The following is a 15,573-nucleotide window of genomic DNA, read 5'->3' as shown; positions in this document are numbered from 1 at the left end:
GCCGGCCGGCACTGCGCCGTGCGAGTAGGAGGAGGAACGACCGCCGGCGCAGCGGCGCCCTCGGAGGGAGCGGTACCGGGCGGAAGGAAGGACGGTAACGACTGGATGCGGGACATGGAACGCCAGCCCCTGCATCCCTGCCGCCAGTCCTTGCCCCAGTCCCATCAACCCCTTGGCACGGCCCGACGTCCCGCTTCCCGTACGCCCATCCTCCCTTTCGGAACACCCCTCCACCCCGCAAAGCAGAAGGGCCGGCCCCACACTCGCGTGGGAGCACCGGCCCTCTGCGTTACTTCAGCGGCTCACCGCTTCCGAACTAGGACTGGCGGAACTCGGCGTCCACCACGTCGTCCTTCTTGGGGCTGGCCTGCGAGCCCGGCGCCGCGGAAGGACCAGCACCCGGAGCACCCTCGGCGCCCGGCGCGCCGCCCGTGGCGCGGTACATCTCCTCGGCGGCCTTGTAGCTGGCGGCCTGGAGCGCATCGAGCGCCGTCTTGATGGCGTCCTTGTCCTGGCCGTCGCGGACCTTGTTGATCTCCGCCACCGCGTCCTCGAGCGCCTTCGCCGTGTCCGCGGACAGCTTGTCCTTGTTCTCCTTCAGCAGCTTCTCGGCCGCGTAGGACTGGCTCTCCGCCTGGTTCTTCATCTCCACCAGTTCGCGGCGGGTCTTGTCGGCCGCCTCGTTGGAGCGGGCGTCGGCGACCATCTTCTCCACCTCGTCCTTCGCCAGACCGGACGAGTGGGTGATGGTGACCTTCTGCTCCTTGCCCGTGGCCTTGTCCTTGGCGCTGACGTTGAGGATGCCGTTCGCGTCGATGTCGAACGTCACCTCGATCTGCGGCACGCCACGCGGCGCCGGCGGCATGCCCGTCAGGTGGAAGCGGCCGAGGCTGCGGTTGTCGCCCGCCATCTCACGCTCGCCCTGGAGCACGTGGATCTCCACCTGCGTCTGGCCGTCCGCGGCCGTGGAGAAGGTCTCCGACTTGCGCGTAGGGATGGTGGTGTTGCGCTCGATGAGCTTCGTCATCACCCCGCCCAGCGTCTCCACGCCCAGGCTCAGCGGCGTCACGTCCAGCAGGAGGATGTCCTTCACCTCGCCGGAGAGCACGCCGGCCTGCACCGCGGCGCCCACCGCGACGACCTCGTCCGGGTTCACCGAGCGGTTCGGCTCCTTGCCGAACAGGCGCTTCACGGCCTCCTGCACCTTCGGGATGCGCGTGGTGCCGCCGACGAGGACGATCTCGTTGAGGTCCTTCGGCTCCACGCCCGCGTCCTTGAGACACTTGCGGCAGGGCTCCAGCGAGCGCTCGATGAGGTCGTCGATCATCGCCTCGAACTTGGCGCGCGTGAGCTTGACGTTGAGGTGCTTCGGCCCCGTCGCGTCGGCGGTGAGGAACGGCAGGTTGACGTCCGTCTCCATCGCGGCGGACAGCTCGATCTTCGCCTTCTCCGCCGCCTCCTTCAGGCGCTGGAGGACCATCTTGTCCTTGCTGACGTCGAGCCCGGTGTCCTTCTTGAACTCGGTGATCAGCCAGTCCATGATCCGCAGGTCGATGTTGTCACCGCCCAGGTGCGTGTCACCGTTGGTCGCGAGCACGTCGACCACGTTCTCGCCCACCTCGAGGATGGACACGTCGAACGTGCCACCGCCGAAGTCGTAGACGGCGATCTTCTCGTCCTTCTTCTTGTCCAGGCCGTACGCGAGCGCCGCGGCGGTCGGCTCGTTCACGATGCGGCGCACGGTGAGGCCCGCGATTTCACCCGCGTCCTTGGTGGCCTGGCGCTGGGCGTCGTTGAAGTACGCGGGGACGGTGATGACCGCCTCCGTCACCTTCTCACCCAGGTAGTTCTCCGCCGCGCGCTTCAGCTTCAACAGCACCTGCGCGCTGATCTCCGGCGCGCTGTACTGCTTGCCGTCGATGTCCACGCGCGCATCGCCGTTGGGCCCCCGGGCGACCTTGTAGGGGACCAGCGTGGCCTCCTCGGACACCTCGTCGTGCCGCCGGCCCATGAAGCGCTTGCTGGAGTAGATGGTCCGCTCCGGGTTGGTGATGGCCTGGCGCTTCGCCACCTGACCGACCAGACGCTCCCCGTCCTTCGTGAACGCGACCACCGAGGGCGTGATGCGGCTGCCTTCCTCGTTGACGATCACCTTGGGCTCGCGACCCTCCATGATCGCGACCACACTGTTCGTGGTGCCCAGGTCGATCCCGATAATCTTGCCCACGGTTCCTATCCTTTGGAAAAGACTGCGTTTTTTCTGAAAACTTCTGATGTACGCCCAACGTAACCACCCACCCCTCGCTGTCAAACGAGAGGGGCCACCGGGCCGCACACCTGAAGGTGGCACTCCCCGCTGCGTAGCGCAGTGCGCAGGCCCACACGCACCGCGTCACAGCCGCGCCACCCGCACGCCACGGGTGCGTAACGCGCTCTACACCGCCGTCACCCCGAGGTAGCAACCGGGCGGGCTTCTGGGCACCAGGGAACGATTCAACCCCTTGGAATCTCAAGCCCCCTCGCCTGCTAACGCATCGCATCATGGCTTGGCGAGGATTGTGCACTGGGTACGGGTGTCGCCGCCCGGTCCCCCACCGGCGCAACCTTCGGAGCCGCCCTCATGCTGGTCCAGCCCCTCCGCTCTCCCGATCTCCGCCGTGCGCCCACATCGGACGTCACCGCCGAGCCCAAGGTCGCGGTCCTGCTGAACGCCAACGCCCGGAAGGTCGACGCTCGGGTGGTGAAGTCCCTGTCCCACGTGGTGCCGGAGCAGGACCTGTTCCTCTCCCGCTCGCCGCTGGACGCCCGCCGCATCATCCAGACAGTGCTGGAGCGTGGCTACCCCATGTTGTTCACGGGCGGCGGTGACGGCACCTTCATGGGCTTCGTGAACGAGGTCCTCCATCAGGTGGGTCCGCGCGGCCGTTTCGCGGGGAAGGCGGCGCCTCGCTTCGGCATCCTCAAGCTGGGCACCGGCAATGGCCTGGCCGCCTACGTCAACGCCTCCGGCACCCGGAGCGACGGCATCCTCAATGACGTGCTGCGCGCCCGCACGGGCGAGGTTCCGGGCTACCGCCCCATGGACCTGCTGATGGTGGACGGGCAGCGCGCGCCCTTCGCCGGGCTGGGCGTGGATGGCAAGGTGCTCAACGACTACATCTGGGTGAAGGAGCACCTGGGCAAGGGCTTCTTCAAGAGCGTCCTCAGCGGCAGCGGCGGGTACTTCTCCGCGGTGGCCTGCAAGACGGTGCCTCACTATCTCACCCACTCCCACTGGGTGGAGTGTGAGGTCGTCAATGGCGCCTCCGAGGCCTACCGGCTGGGGCCGGATGGCGGCGCGATGGGCGAGCCGCTGGCCCCGGGTGCCACCCTCTTCCGCGGCCGGCTGATGATGGCGGCGGCGGGCACCATGCCCTTCTACGGCTACGGCTTCCGCATGTTCCCCTTCGCCGGCCAGCGCCCGGGCTTCATGCAGCTGCGACTGGGGCAGGTGACGCCCACGCAGGTGCTCACCCACCTGCCCAAGCTATGGAACGGCCGCTGGTTCCCCGAAGGCCTGATGGACTTCCACGCCCGCGAGGTCACCATCCGCTTCGCCAACCCCATGCCCTTCCAAGTGGGTGGCGACGCGGCCGGCTACCGCGAGCAGGTCACCATGTCCGTGGCTCCGGAGTCCGTCGAACTGGTGGACTTCACCGGCGCGATGAACTGAGCGCCCGCCGGGTGCCGCTCCTGGCTACCCGCGGTCGCGGGACGCTGGGGGCTTCTCGCCCTGCTCCTTGCGGCGGCCCACCACGAAGGCGTAGCTGACGCTGGCCTTGCCGTTGCTCTCGCGGTGCAGCGCCAGCTCCTCACGGAGCGCGGCGGGCTGCGAGCCAGGGACGGACGACAGGAACGTCTCGATGTCCCGGTAGTGCGCGTCCAGCTCCGCGTCATGGAGCGATTCGGCGGACTCGGGCTCGTAGCCGGCGCCCTCCACCACCTGCAGCAGCTCGCGCGGCAGCAGCAGCGGCCCGGCGACGCGGCGCTCCCAGAAGTCGATCGCCGCCTTGGGAGCAAAGCGCCCCACCCGCGCGGGGAACGTGAAGCCCAGCCGCCCGCGTTTCGACAGCAGACCGCGCATGTTCGCCAGCGTGGCCTTCAACGGGTAGAGCACGCGGCCCTGGATGAGGATGCCGTTGAACTCCCCGTCGGCCAGGCCCAGCGCGTCCAGCGACACGCGGCGGACTTCAATCTGCTCCGCCAGCCCCTGCGCCCGCACGCGCTCACGCACCGGGTTGAGGAGGGCGTCGTCGGTGTCGGCCGCGACGACGGTACAGCCCATCTCCCGGGCCAACAGCAGCGCGGCGCTTCCATCGGGGCCACAGCCGAGCACCAGCACGCGCGAGCCGGGCTCCAGCTGGGCCACCTTCGCGAAGCGCCGCGTTGCGTCATCCGAGCTGAAGGCGCGCCGGACATCCGCGGGGTGATACAGCGGGAAGGGCTCAGGCGGGCTCATGGCTCCCCATATACCCGCCTCCTCCAGAGACTTCCAGCCACGGCCCCCTACAAGTAGTAGATGACCCGCTCGTCCTTGTGGAGCCCATCGTAGATGGCGCGCCGCTGCTCCTCGGACAGCAGATACACGGACACGCTCAGGGAGACGTACTTGCCCTTGCTGCTGGGTTGCTCGTGGATGGAGTCCGGCGAGAGCTCCGTGCCCAGGAACCGCTTGAACAGCTCACGGACATGCTCCACGAAGCCGGCCCCCTGCGCGCCCATCACCTTGAAGGTGTAGACGGAGGGGTACTCGATGAGGGGCTTCTTCTCCCCTTCGCCGGTGGGAGGGCTTCCTGCGTCTTCCTTCGTCATGTCTCGTACCAGAGGCTACAGCAGGTTGGCGGCGAGCTCGGCCAGGGCGCTGCGCTCACCCTTGGACATGGTGATGTGCGCCGCGATCTTCTCGCTCTTGAAGCGGTTGACCACGTGGACCAGGCCATTGTTCGTCGCGTCCACGTACGGGTTGTCGATCTGGAACGGGTCTCCCGTGAGGATGATCTTCGTGTTGTCGCCCACGCGGGTGATGATGGTCTTCACCTCGTGCGGCGTGAGGTTCTGGGCCTCGTCCACGATGATGAACTGGTTGGGCAGGCTGCGGCCGCGGATGTACGTGAGCGGCTCGATCTCCATCAGCCCCAGGTCCAGCAGTTCGTGGTAGCCGCGGCCGGCCTTCTTGTCCGCGCGGCTGAGGTTCATCAGGAACTCCACGTTGTCGAAGATGGGCTGCATCCAGGGATTCAGCTTCTCCTCGACACTGCCGGGCAGATACCCGATGTCCCGGCCCAACGGGAAGATGGGACGGCTGACCAGCAGCTTCTGGTAGAGCCCCTCCTCCGTCACCTTCTGCAGGCCCGCGGCGATGGCGAGCAGCGTCTTGCCCGTGCCCGCCTTGCCGACGATGGTGACCAGCTTGATGTCGTCGTTGAGCAGCAGGTCCAGGCAGAAGGCCTGCTCCATGTTGCGCGGGCGGACGCCCCACGTCCCGTCCTTGATCTGCCGCACCAGGGGCACCAGGCGGCCCTTGGACCCGTTGAAGCGGCCCATGGCGGTGTGGGACGGGTTCGTCTCGTCCTTGAGGAGCACCACCTGGTTGGCGAACAGGGACTCGGCGTCCGGCAGTTCCACCTCGGCGCCCTGGCGGTACATCTGGTCCACCAGGTCCTTGGGGACCAGCCGCTCGGCGAAGCCGGTGTACAGCTCCGTGATTTCCACCCGCTCGGTGTCGTAGTCCTGGGCGATGAGGCCCAGGGCGTCGGCGCGGATGCGGAGGTTGGTGTCCTTGGTGATGAAGACGGCCTGCGTGTCCGGCTCCGCCTCCATCAGGTCGAGCGCCACCCCGAGGATGCGGTTGTCCATCAGGTTGCTGTCCGCCATGGACGGAGGCAGCGCGCGTTCGGTGAAGCTCACCCGCAACAAGCCACCGTGCGGCAGAGGCACCCCTTCCTTCAGGGAGCCCTCGGCGCGGAACGAATCCAGGTAGCGCGCCACCAGGCGCGCGTTGCGGCCCAGCTCGGAGAGATCGCGCTTGAACTGGTCGATCTCCTCGATGACGTAGATGGGGATGATGACGTTGTTGTCTTTGAAGCCGTAGATGCTGCGGGGATCGTGAAGAAGGACGTTGGTGTCGAGAATGAAGTTCTTACGCATCGTGGGTTGCGCGACCTGAAGGTTCGGCTGCGACCGCGAGGGACCGTGCGACGGTGAGTCTCCTGACCACTATAGGCACCGGCGTCAGGGGAAACAGCCTGCTTGTCGCCAGGACGTGCGGCTGTCCGAAACCCCACGCCCCAGACGCCGGGGATGACGGCGGTCCGCATGGCGCCTTTCGGTGAGTCACCATGGATCAACCCTGTAGCACGAGCGGCCGTCCGTTCAGTGCGCCACGACAGGCGCGAGCGGATCATATCCGAGCAGCTCCGCCACCCGCTCGGGCGGCGGCCCCGGGGGCATCCGCTCCCAGGGAAAGCGCCGCTGGAGCGTCTCCTCATCGAGCGTGAGCTGCCGCCGGGCATCCAGTTGGAGCGCGTCATCCCACGTGTTCGCATCGAAGTGCAGCCCCAGCCGCGAGCTCAGCGGAGACACCATGGGCGTAGGCTTGAAGGCCACGGCCTCTCCGTGCTCGTCGCGCATGCAGTGCAGCTCCACCGCCCACGCATGGAGCCAGCGCGGCAGGTGCCGCCCCGCCTGACGAAGCGCGAGGAAGCGGCCCTGCGCGGCGCCATCCACGAAGAGGAAGCGGCGGTCATAGACGCAGGCGGCGGCGAAGGTGGACGGCGTGAGGGCCAAGGCCTCGGTGCCGATACGGCGGGCCATCAGCAGGAGCACGTCCAGGATGTGGCCGGCGAGCTTGAGCCCGGGGTGGTTCTGCCCGGGCAGCGGCGGCCGGTTCCAGTCGAAGGCGCGCCCCGGGTTCTGGAGCAACAGCGAGTCCAGGTACAGCAGCGGCGTGGCGGCGAGCGCGTCACCGAGCCCCACCTCCGCTCCGGTCGTCCGCCGCAGGTCCAGATCCGCCACGGGGACGTAGAACCGCCTGCTCCACAGGATGATGCGCGGCCGGTACGGGTCCGTGCACACAACGCGAAGCTCCAGCGGCCCCACCCGCTCCTCGACGCGCTGGAACAGCCCATAGGCACGCAGGGCCCGCTCCAGGCCCTGGGGGCTGTAGGTGCCGAAGACGAGGTCGCCGCGGGAGGCTTCGGCGCTGCCCAGCCCCAGGTCTTCGAGGGTCATCCCCGCGCTCTCGGAAACGGCCAGGTCCGGCCCGCTCAGCGCCTGATAGATGCGACGGTAGCGGGGGTTGATGGGCTGAATCCGAGGCATGGCTTCCACCTATTCGTAGCGGATGTCCACCACCGTGAGTTCGATGTCCCCGCGTGGCCGCCGCACCTCGACCGAGTCCCCCACGGCCTTGCGAAGGAGCGCCCGCCCCATGGGGGATTCGACGCTGATACGCCCGCCCGAGGCGTCAATCTCGTCGGAACCGACGATTTGGTAGGTGCTGCGGCCGCCGTCCTCGTCCTCGAGGCTCACCATCGCCCCGAAGAAGACGCGGGAGCGGTCGGTCTGCTCGGCGGGCGTGACGATGGTGGCGGTGTCCAGGCGCTTCTGGAGGAAACGGAGGCGGCGGTCGATTTCGCGCAGGCGCTTCTTCCCGTAGATGTACTCGGCGTTCTCGGAGCGGTCGCCCTGCGCGGCGGCAGCGGAGACCTCGGCCGTCACCTTGGGGCGCTCCTCGTTGAGAAGGTGGACGAGCTCGCGGTGCAGGCGCTCGGCGCCCGCCCGGGTGAGGTAGCGGCGGAACGGGGCCCGCTCGGCGTCGTCCTCGGTCTCCTGTTCATCCGGATGTACGTCCTGGGACATGGTTCCTGTATATCGCCACGGGGTGACACGCGGCGAAGGGCGCTGGCCCTGACGTTCACCGGAAAGCGGTCGGGGCGCTGTCAGAAACAGCTCCATGCGCTCGCCAGTGGAAAGCGTCGCCGAGTGCTGGTAGGAAGCGCCTGCCCCGGGGGCTTCCGGGGTGGTGGCGAAAAATTTAAAAAAGAATAGTGCGAGTCGCTAGCTCAGCTGGTAGAGCACCGGCCTTTTAAGCCGAGGGTCGGGGGTTCGAGCCCCCCGCGACTCATGCAGTTGAAGTGAAGGTGTGCTGTCCCCGTCGTCTAGAGGCCCAGGACGCTGGCCTTTCAAGCCGGTAACACGGGTTCGAATCCCGTCGGGGACATGTAAAAACGCGGGGTTGGACAGTGCGAACTGTCCAACCCCGTTCGTTTTTGGCCGCTCCCTGTTGTTCCTTTGTTGTTCCTTCAGGAACCAACGCAGCCAATCTCCCGACTGCGTCGACCGGCTCAGAAGCACCTCAATCACGCCGTCGTCACATCATCCGGCTTGCGCTTGCCGCGACCACGAGGCGGCGTGAGCACCATCGAATCCAGCGCCTCTTCAGCCTGAGCTGCCCGCGCTCGCACCTCCGCTGCGGCGTCGGCCTTCGTGAAGGTGCCGCCAAGCCAGGCCGTCAGGTCGGCCGCCAGCTCCCCCGCCGACTGGTAACGCTCCCGAGGAGCAACCCGAAGCAGCCGGTTCAGCGCCACCCGTAGCCCCTGGGGAAGCCCCTCGGTCATCGCGTCTACGTCCGCAACCGTCAGCGTCGCCGCGCGCCAAATCGCGTCGGCCACCAACGGCGGCGCCCCTGCGAGCGTGGCCCGCTTGATTGCCCGAGAGACCCGCCGACGCTTCTTCATGGACAACGAGCCCATGACTTCGGGCGTGATGTCGTCCGGACAGAAGAGCAGATTCTTCCCCGTCGCCAGTTCGAGCAGCACGACGCCCAGCGTGAAGAGGTCGGAGCGCGCATCGACGCTCCCCCCTAGGAGCATCTCAGGCGACGAATAGAAGTGATCCCCGTAGGGGCCCCGCGCCGATGAGGCCACTCGGCCCGGCAAGTCGGACAGCGCGAGGCCGAAGTCGGAGAGCTGAACCGTCCCGTCCCAGTTGACGAAGATGTGCTCAACGTCGACGGCCCGATGAACGATGTTGAGTGGCCGTCCCTGCTCGTCCTTCGCGGAGTGCGCGTGCTCAAGAGCCGTGGCGACCTGGGCACCGACGTAGAGCACGAAGAGCGGCGAGAACCATCGCCGACTCTCACCGACGAGCGTCAGCAACTCATTCAGGGAGTGCCCTTCCGAATGCTCCGTGCTGACGTACCAATAGCCCTCGACCTTGTGCAGCCCATGAACCTTGAGGATGGCCGGGTGCTTGAGGAACGTCGCAAGGCGAACCTGTTCGTCGAGCTTCGCGCGCGCACGCATGACCCGAGCGCCTTCCGTTTCCGATGGAGCCGGAACCGCCTTGAGCAGCACCTTCCCGCGCGGCGCCCCGGACGCAGCTCGCAGCCTCGCTACGAACAGGGACATCCCGTGGTGCGTCGGCCCCAAGTCCTCGCGGTACTCGTAGCCGACCCCATCCGCCGAGAAGAGGATTGCCCCCCGTGGGATCTTGAACTCGATTGCCTTCGACATGCCGTTGCCCCTCGTGTGCGAACTCGCCACCAACGCGACGAGGAAAACGCTACCTGCGGCATCCAGTTGAGGGAACGCCCTCACAGGTCATGGGGTCGAAATGGCGTGTTCGGGCCGAAATTGACCTCCTACCTACTACGTTCTCCCAGGGGCGTTCAGGGCCACCGGTCCACGACGTAGCCGCCCCCAAAGTTGTTCGCCTTCACCCTGCCATCCGAGTACCCCTTAGAAGGGTTCTCTACGACGAAGCAAACGGGGCGCTCGTCCTGTCCTGGCAATTTCACTCGGTCGTAGCGGATGACCAATGCAGGCCCCTCCGAGCGGCCCATTCGGTCGGAAAGGAAGTATGCCTTGCCATAGAAGCGCGTTCCTGGGGGAGCGAACGCTCTTTGCCCCGACGGAATGCCCTTTGGAACAACCCCCACCACATCCGCGCCAGCCGTGAACCAAACGTCGTCGTCTGTCGCATGTCGGGAATCCAAGGTGAGGACAAAACTCTGATTCACCTTCCAACGGAGATCCTCCCGCATCACCTCTTCCGCACCAGCCGGACAGGTGAACGCTTCGGGCCGAATCTGCGCCCCAGGGCAACCCGCCGCGAGCGCCGCAACGAGCGTCATCGTCGCGCAGTCGGCAGCAGCGGCGGCTTTCGTCCTCCCGCGTGACTGGCGTCCTTGGGGTGGGACCTCGGGTGACGGCGTCTTCTTCACGGTTGAACCTTCCTTCGGAGCGGCAGTTACTTGCCCCGTCAGCAGCACAGGAGGGGGGCTAGGAGGTGACATAGCAGGGGCGGCCGATGAGAGCGGCGCGGAATGCGGGGAACTGGGAGGGGGTGACGCACTAGCAACCTGCGACTCACGAGACTGCGTCGCTTCTCCGAGGCTGAGCCAGAATCCCCCGGCCACAGCTAGCACGACGAGCGTAGCCAAACCCGCCAGGAGTCCCCTTCCAGCACGCCCAGGACCACGATCAAGCGGTTCTCGCGGGTCCGGAACCTCCACGGGAGGCAGCACCTGTTCCGGCGCATCCTGCTGCCGCTGTTCGGACGGAGGATGCACCGGGGACAGGAACTCCGCGCTCGAATAGGCCAGGAGTTCGCCCAGTTCGCGACGTAGCGCCTCGGTGTCAACGGGACGCTTGGCCGGGTCACGCGACAGGATGCAATCAACGAGGTCGTTCAGAGCGTCTGGAACACGCTCGTTCAACGCACGCGCGGGAGGCGGCTTCATGACGGTGCTGTTGAGCGTAACTCGCGCTTGAACTTCCGTCGGTCGCGGGTCGGTCAGCAACTCATAGAGCATGGCGCCGACCGCGAAAATCTCGTCCGCGACACGGAAGGCGTACTTCGCGCGTTGTTCGGCCTTGTGCTCCCGAAGCCATGCGAACTGCTCCGGCGCGCGAAAGCGATCCGTCCCCGGAGGCAAGCCCCAATCCGTCAGCTCTTCAGCCAACGAGTAGCTTGCACAGCTAAAGTCGATAATGACCGGCTCTCCATCGCTCTTCCGGATCAAAACGTTGGACAGCTTCAAATCCCGATGCAGAACGCCACGGCCGTGCATGTACGAAAGCGCGGCGGAAATCTTATCGAAGACCTGCAAGACCTCTTGAACCGTGGGGTGTTTACGCTCCGCCCATTCGGCAAGGGTCCACCCATCGATGTACTCAAGCGCAAGATAGACATTCCCCGGTTCGGAGTACCCATACCCTCGATGCTTGACGATATTCGGATGATCTAGGAGAAGGAGTGCCGAAAGCTCCCGCAGCGTCCTCGCATGTGTTTGCTTGTCGTCCCCGCTCGAATCACGATGACGCGCCAACTTGAGCGCGCATTTACGACCGTGCTTCTCGACGAGGTAGACGACTGCAAACCCTCCGTTTCCAAGCTCCCTGACAACACTCCAACCATCGATGGTCATGCCAGATGCCGGGAACATCGAAATCACGTTCATGGAGTTCCCCCAGAGGCGACCTTCGGCAGCCTCACATTGGGAATCGTGAGCATGCGTCCATCCCCTACCATCTCCAACGTGAAGACCGGGCTCGCGCTCAACTGATTTACTTCAGCAACCGCGAGAATGCGCCCACTTCCACCTGGAACGATCTCCCCCGCTTCCACTGTCACAAGCCGAGCGCGCAGCGGCAAGCCAGCACGTCCCGTCAACACGGCTTCTCGCGGTTCCCAAATTGACCGCCCAGGATGATTTCGTATTGTCGCATCGACCAACACCCATCCCTGCCCACGATAAGCGATAGCTGAAACTATGGAGAATCCCTGGGACGCGTCGTCATACGGCTTAATCAGTGTCGCCGTTACGCCTTCCTTGTCGACAAACCCCAGCAGCACGAAGTCTTCGGGTCGCGGCGTTCGAGGCACGTCTACCGGGCAAGCCATATCCGTCAACTCGGGACGTTGAACATCAATTCGAGTGTCCACTTCGGCCGGGTCTGTGACCAGAGAGAAGGCAGCTCGCGCAGGAGCCCGGCCATCCGCGAAGAAGACCCCGACTTCGTAGCGCTCGCCTTCAGGGAGGTCCGCCACGGGCTGAACAATGACCGACCGCTCACCGGCATCCAGGACGCGAATCCGCGACTCGTCGAAGGTCAGGGTCTTCCGGTTGATGGGAGCCGGGAACAGGAAAAGCGTCGGCGTGTCATGCGCAACGCGGACGACAGGAAGAGCATCCGCGGGGCTACTTGCAACGACCACTGAGCGCTTGCGATCTGCGCGTTCTACAGGTGCCGCCACGGCTGGCGTCGCAGCCCCCCACGCGAGCACGAGTGCAAGGGCCAATCTGACCGGTTGGATCAAAGGCGCATGACCTCCCAGAGCAGGAAGCTACCATCGCGGATACTCGCGCAGTGGGCCTATTTCCTACAGGCCAGCACGCCCCGTGTGGAGAGCGGTCCCCCCTTCCCCACTCTTGGCTTGTTCGTCCCGCCTAGGTATGAAGTCGGCTGGGCGGCTGCGGTGAGTACGCAGTTCACGGCGTCGCGAGGTCCCAGACCAACCGCGCCGATTCCGTAGCCGCCCGCTATCGCTCTACAAGCTTCGCAACGGCGAACCCGGCCCCAAGCCCGGCAAGCAGCGCCACGATGGCGACCGAAAAGGACACGTCCCCGGCCTGCTGGCGTAACGACTCGTTCTCGGCGCGAAGCCGCGCAATCTCCGAAGCGGTTCGAATGCAGCGGCTTTCCGACAGCCAGCAGCCGCCCTCCACCTCTACGGCTGCCGTGCCTCCATCCGGGAAGAGCGGAGCGCGCTCGACGCTGACGACCTCCGAGCCCGACGCGGGAAGCGCGAGCAGAACAACCAGCACGAGCGCGCCGAGCTTCACTTGTCGCCCCGGGTGTCGAGCTGCTCCAGCACAGCAATCGCTGCGGCCTTCTCCGCGATGTGCCCAGCGGCAATGGCGCCCGCAAGTTCGGCGCGGGTAATGGCGGCGCTCCCGAACAGAATCCGCTTGATGATGGTGAAGCCACCAGCGGCCGTCAGGGCAACTTGCAGCGCCGTCAGCATCAGCGCCAACGAGAACGGAGCCCCCGCAGCCTCAATGGTCACGTGAAAACCGGCCAAAGAGGGTCCCTTCAAAACCGGCCAAAGGAAGAGGACCGAGACAGGAGGACTCCTACCCCGCGGACTCGGAGGTCCGCAACTCCATGGCCCCCTTGGTGCGCCAGCTGCGGGGACCGAATTGGACGACGTGAGCATGGTGGAGCAGACGGTCGAGCATGGCGGCCACGGCGGCGTTGTCCCCCAAGAGCTTCCCCCAGTCCTCCACGGGCCGGTTGGAGGTGATGAGGGTGGAGGCCTTCTCGTAGCGGCGCATGATGAGCTCGAGCAGGTCCTCGGCGGCGGTGGCCGGCAGCTTGCGCATGCCGAGGTCATCGATGATGAGCAGAGGCGCGCCGGTGAGCGCATCGAGCTTCTGGCGTCGGGTGCCTTCGAGGCTTGCTTCGGCGAGCTCCTCGAGCAGGTGGTGCGCCTCGCGGTAGAGGACGCGGTGGCCCTGGGACTGGATGACGGCGCGGCCGAGGGCCTGGGCGATGTGACTCTTGCCGGTGCCTGGAGGGCCGAGGAAGAGCGCGTCCTCGCGTCGCTCCACGAAGCCGCCGGTGGCCAGCTCGAAGACGAGGCGGCGATTCATCTTCTTGTTGAAGTCGAAGTCGAAGCCGTCGAGCGTCTTTCCCGCGTCGCGGAAGGCGCCCTGCTTGAGGCGGCGCTGGATGAAGCTGTCGCTTCTGCGAGTCAACTCGTCGTTGACGAGGGCGGAGAGGAAGTCGAGTGGAGCAAGCTTCTCGGCTTGCGCCTGGAGGATGCGAGCCTCGACGGCCTGGGCCATGCCGGACAGGCGCAGGGTGGTGAGGGCGCGGGTGATTTCGACGAGATTCATGTCTCGGTGTCTCCTGGGTGAGGGGTGGGTTGAGTCAGACGGGCGATGACGTCGCGGTAGTGGGTGAGCTCGCGGATGAGCGGGTCGACCTGGCGCAGGGTGACGGGAGTGGGAGTGCGTCTTTCGAGGTAGCGGCGCACGAAGCGGTAGGTGGGGACGCCCACCTCGAGAGCCACCTCGCAGGCGTCGTCCAGGGCAGCGGCGCCGTGCTTCTTCGCCAGGGACAGCACGCCCAGGATGCGGCGGGTGCCCGTCTCACCTTCTCGGCGGTGCACCTCGGCGCAGAGGGCGGCGACGCTGCGTCCAGCCCTGGCGGCGCGCTTAAGCAGTTGCACGGTGGTGCGCGGCGCGTGGGAAGGCCTGTCCTCCTCGCGTGTGCGGTGGTGGCCGCGAGGGGCCCGGGTGTGCTCCCGGAGCAGTTGCCCCGAGGCGGGCAGCAGCAGGCGGACATGGAGGCTGTCCCACTGCACGTGCAGCTTGCGGCCGATGTGGCCCGGGGGCACCGAGTAGTACGCGCCGTCCACCTCGACGTGCCCGTCCAGGTGCACCACCCGCTCGCCGTAGGCGTAGTACCGGAAGGGCTCCACGGGCAGGGCCAGCAGCCATGGGCGCTCCTCGCAGAACATGGCTGCCACCTGACGCTTGGTGGTGCCGTGGATTCGGGTGTCCGCCCACTTCGCCTCCCACGCGTCGAGGTAGGCCTGGGCGGCCTCCAGCGACTCGAAGCGCAGGCCCTTGAGGGGCGTGCGCTGCGCGTGGCCCACCGCGGACTCCACCTTGCCCTTCCTGTCCGGGTGGCGGACTCGGGCCGGCAGGGCCGTGCACGCGTAGTGGGCCAGCACGTCCCGGAAGAGCGGATTGAGGGCTGGCTCGTACACGTCGGGCGAAAGCACCCCCTCGCGCAGGTTGTCCAGCACCACCGTGCGCGCCACGCCTCCCAGCCGACGGAAGGCCTCCTCGTGCAGCTGCGCCCACGCGCGGCTGGAGGACTTCCAGCACAACAGCCGCACCGACTTGCGGCTGTAGCCCAGCGTCATGACGAACATGCGCGTGCGCCGGTATTTCCCCGTCTCCGGGTGGCGCACCATGGGCCCCTCCCCATAGTCCACCTGGGCTTCCTCGCCCGGCGCCGTGTGGATGACGGCCTTGGCCTCCGGGCCCTGGCTGTCGCGCAACGCCCGGACGAAGCGGCGCACGCTGATGTAGCTGCCCGTGTAGCCCTGCGTGTCGACGAGCTCCTCGTAGATGGCGCGCCCGTTGCGGCCCACCTCCATCCGCTGCCGCACCAGCTCGACGTAGGGCGCGACGATGCTCGCCGATACGTGCCGGACTCCGGCTCGGCTGCGCGGCATGGAGTCGGTGGTCCCCTCATTGGCCGGTTTTGCTCCGGCGGCCTCGGCCGCAGGCGCGCTCGCCGCGCTGGCCTCGGTGGTCCCCTCATTGGCCGGTTTTGACTTGCCCCACCGGCGCGGTGGACGGATGCCCACGCCCGCGGCCTTCAGGTAGCCGCTGGCCGTCTCACGGCGCACCCCCGTCGCGTCCTCGATGCGTCTCAGACTCCAACCCAACCGCCCCAGGGCGATGACCTGCTGCTTCTTCTCGTCGCTCAAGACGTTGCCCATCCCCCG

Annotated in this window: 14 protein-coding genes and 2 tRNA genes; 3 read left to right on the top strand and 13 right to left on the bottom strand. The window is 66.6% G+C overall.

Annotation, left to right across the window (positions count from 1 at the left end):
- Window positions 1-316 precede the first annotated feature (316 nt).
- On the bottom strand, window positions 317-2,227 hold the full coding sequence (gene dnaK, locus QEG98_RS16875) for a molecular chaperone DnaK (protein ID WP_090495211.1): 1,911 nt from the start codon (window positions 2,225-2,227) through the stop codon (window positions 317-319).
- Between the two features lie 393 nt (window positions 2,228-2,620).
- On the opposite strand from dnaK, the gene QEG98_RS16870 reads away from it, so the two are divergent.
- A complete protein-coding gene (locus QEG98_RS16870; RefSeq protein ID WP_316567393.1) occupies window positions 2,621-3,712 on the top strand; it encodes a diacylglycerol/lipid kinase family protein in 1,092 nt (363 codons plus the stop codon).
- A gap of 24 nt (window positions 3,713-3,736) precedes the next feature.
- Here QEG98_RS16870 and QEG98_RS16865 read toward each other — a convergent pair whose 3' ends face one another.
- From QEG98_RS16865 to greB, 5 genes are all read right to left on the bottom strand, one after another.
- On the bottom strand, window positions 3,737-4,498 hold the full coding sequence (locus tag QEG98_RS16865; protein WP_316567392.1) for an SAM-dependent methyltransferase: 762 nt from the start codon (window positions 4,496-4,498) through the stop codon (window positions 3,737-3,739).
- 47 nt (window positions 4,499-4,545) lie between these two features.
- Window positions 4,546-4,851 carry a YbeD family protein gene (locus tag QEG98_RS16860; protein WP_141592227.1) on the bottom strand — a complete coding sequence of 102 codons (306 nt, stop codon included), beginning with the start codon at window positions 4,849-4,851 and terminating at the stop codon, window positions 4,546-4,548.
- Between the two features lie 15 nt (window positions 4,852-4,866).
- The gene (locus QEG98_RS16855) at window positions 4,867-6,186 is read right to left on the bottom strand and encodes a PhoH family protein (protein ID WP_316567391.1); all 1,320 of its coding nucleotides are present in this window, start codon (window positions 6,184-6,186) and stop codon (window positions 4,867-4,869) included.
- Between the two features lie 225 nt (window positions 6,187-6,411).
- Window positions 6,412-7,359: a deacetylase gene (locus tag QEG98_RS16850; protein ID WP_316567390.1), complete on the bottom strand. Its 948-nt coding sequence runs from the start codon at window positions 7,357-7,359 to the stop codon at window positions 6,412-6,414.
- A 9-nt stretch (window positions 7,360-7,368) separates the two neighbouring features.
- Window positions 7,369-7,899 (bottom strand): transcription elongation factor GreB, encoded by a 531-nt coding sequence (gene greB, locus QEG98_RS16845; RefSeq protein ID WP_316567389.1) that lies wholly within the window; start codon window positions 7,897-7,899, stop codon window positions 7,369-7,371.
- A 192-nt stretch (window positions 7,900-8,091) separates the two neighbouring features.
- Here greB and QEG98_RS16840 point away from each other — a divergent pair.
- Window positions 8,092-8,164, top strand: a tRNA-Lys gene (locus QEG98_RS16840).
- Between the two features lie 23 nt (window positions 8,165-8,187).
- Window positions 8,188-8,260 (top strand) — tRNA-Glu (locus tag QEG98_RS16835).
- A 139-nt stretch (window positions 8,261-8,399) separates the two neighbouring features.
- Here the strand turns inward: QEG98_RS16835 and QEG98_RS16830 are convergent.
- From QEG98_RS16830 to istA, 7 genes are all read right to left on the bottom strand, one after another.
- Window positions 8,400-9,554: a serine/threonine protein kinase gene (locus QEG98_RS16830; protein WP_316567388.1), complete on the bottom strand. Its 1,155-nt coding sequence runs from the start codon at window positions 9,552-9,554 to the stop codon at window positions 8,400-8,402.
- A gap of 155 nt (window positions 9,555-9,709) precedes the next feature.
- Complete coding sequence (locus QEG98_RS16825) at window positions 9,710-11,503, bottom strand: serine/threonine-protein kinase (protein ID WP_316567387.1); 1,794 nt, start codon at window positions 11,501-11,503, stop codon at window positions 9,710-9,712.
- Window positions 11,500-12,363 carry a DUF2381 family protein gene (locus QEG98_RS16820; protein WP_316567386.1) on the bottom strand — a complete coding sequence of 288 codons (864 nt, stop codon included), beginning with the start codon at window positions 12,361-12,363 and terminating at the stop codon, window positions 11,500-11,502. Before QEG98_RS16820 ends, QEG98_RS16825 begins: the two co-directional genes overlap by 4 nt.
- 223 nt (window positions 12,364-12,586) lie before the next feature.
- Window positions 12,587-12,889, bottom strand: a complete 303-nt coding sequence (locus QEG98_RS16815) for a hypothetical protein (protein WP_316567385.1) — start codon at window positions 12,887-12,889, stop codon at window positions 12,587-12,589.
- Complete coding sequence (locus QEG98_RS16810) at window positions 12,886-13,128, bottom strand: hypothetical protein (protein ID WP_410478029.1); 243 nt, start codon at window positions 13,126-13,128, stop codon at window positions 12,886-12,888. Before QEG98_RS16810 ends, QEG98_RS16815 begins: the two co-directional genes overlap by 4 nt.
- A gap of 52 nt (window positions 13,129-13,180) precedes the next feature.
- Window positions 13,181-13,945: an IS21-like element helper ATPase IstB gene (gene istB, locus QEG98_RS16805; RefSeq protein WP_140787629.1), complete on the bottom strand. Its 765-nt coding sequence runs from the start codon at window positions 13,943-13,945 to the stop codon at window positions 13,181-13,183.
- Window positions 13,942-15,567 (bottom strand): IS21 family transposase, encoded by a 1,626-nt coding sequence (gene istA / locus QEG98_RS16800; protein ID WP_316567384.1) that lies wholly within the window; start codon window positions 15,565-15,567, stop codon window positions 13,942-13,944. The genes istB and istA overlap by 4 nt, the downstream gene beginning before the upstream one ends.
- Between the last annotated feature and the right edge of the window lie 6 nt (window positions 15,568-15,573).

Source organism: Myxococcus sp. MxC21-1 (assembly GCF_032612255.1).
In the GTDB taxonomy this organism is placed as follows: domain Bacteria; phylum Myxococcota; class Myxococcia; order Myxococcales; family Myxococcaceae; genus Myxococcus; species Myxococcus virescens.
The sequence above is the reverse complement of the archived record's forward strand: the minus strand, read 5'-3'. Positions and strand labels throughout refer to the sequence as shown.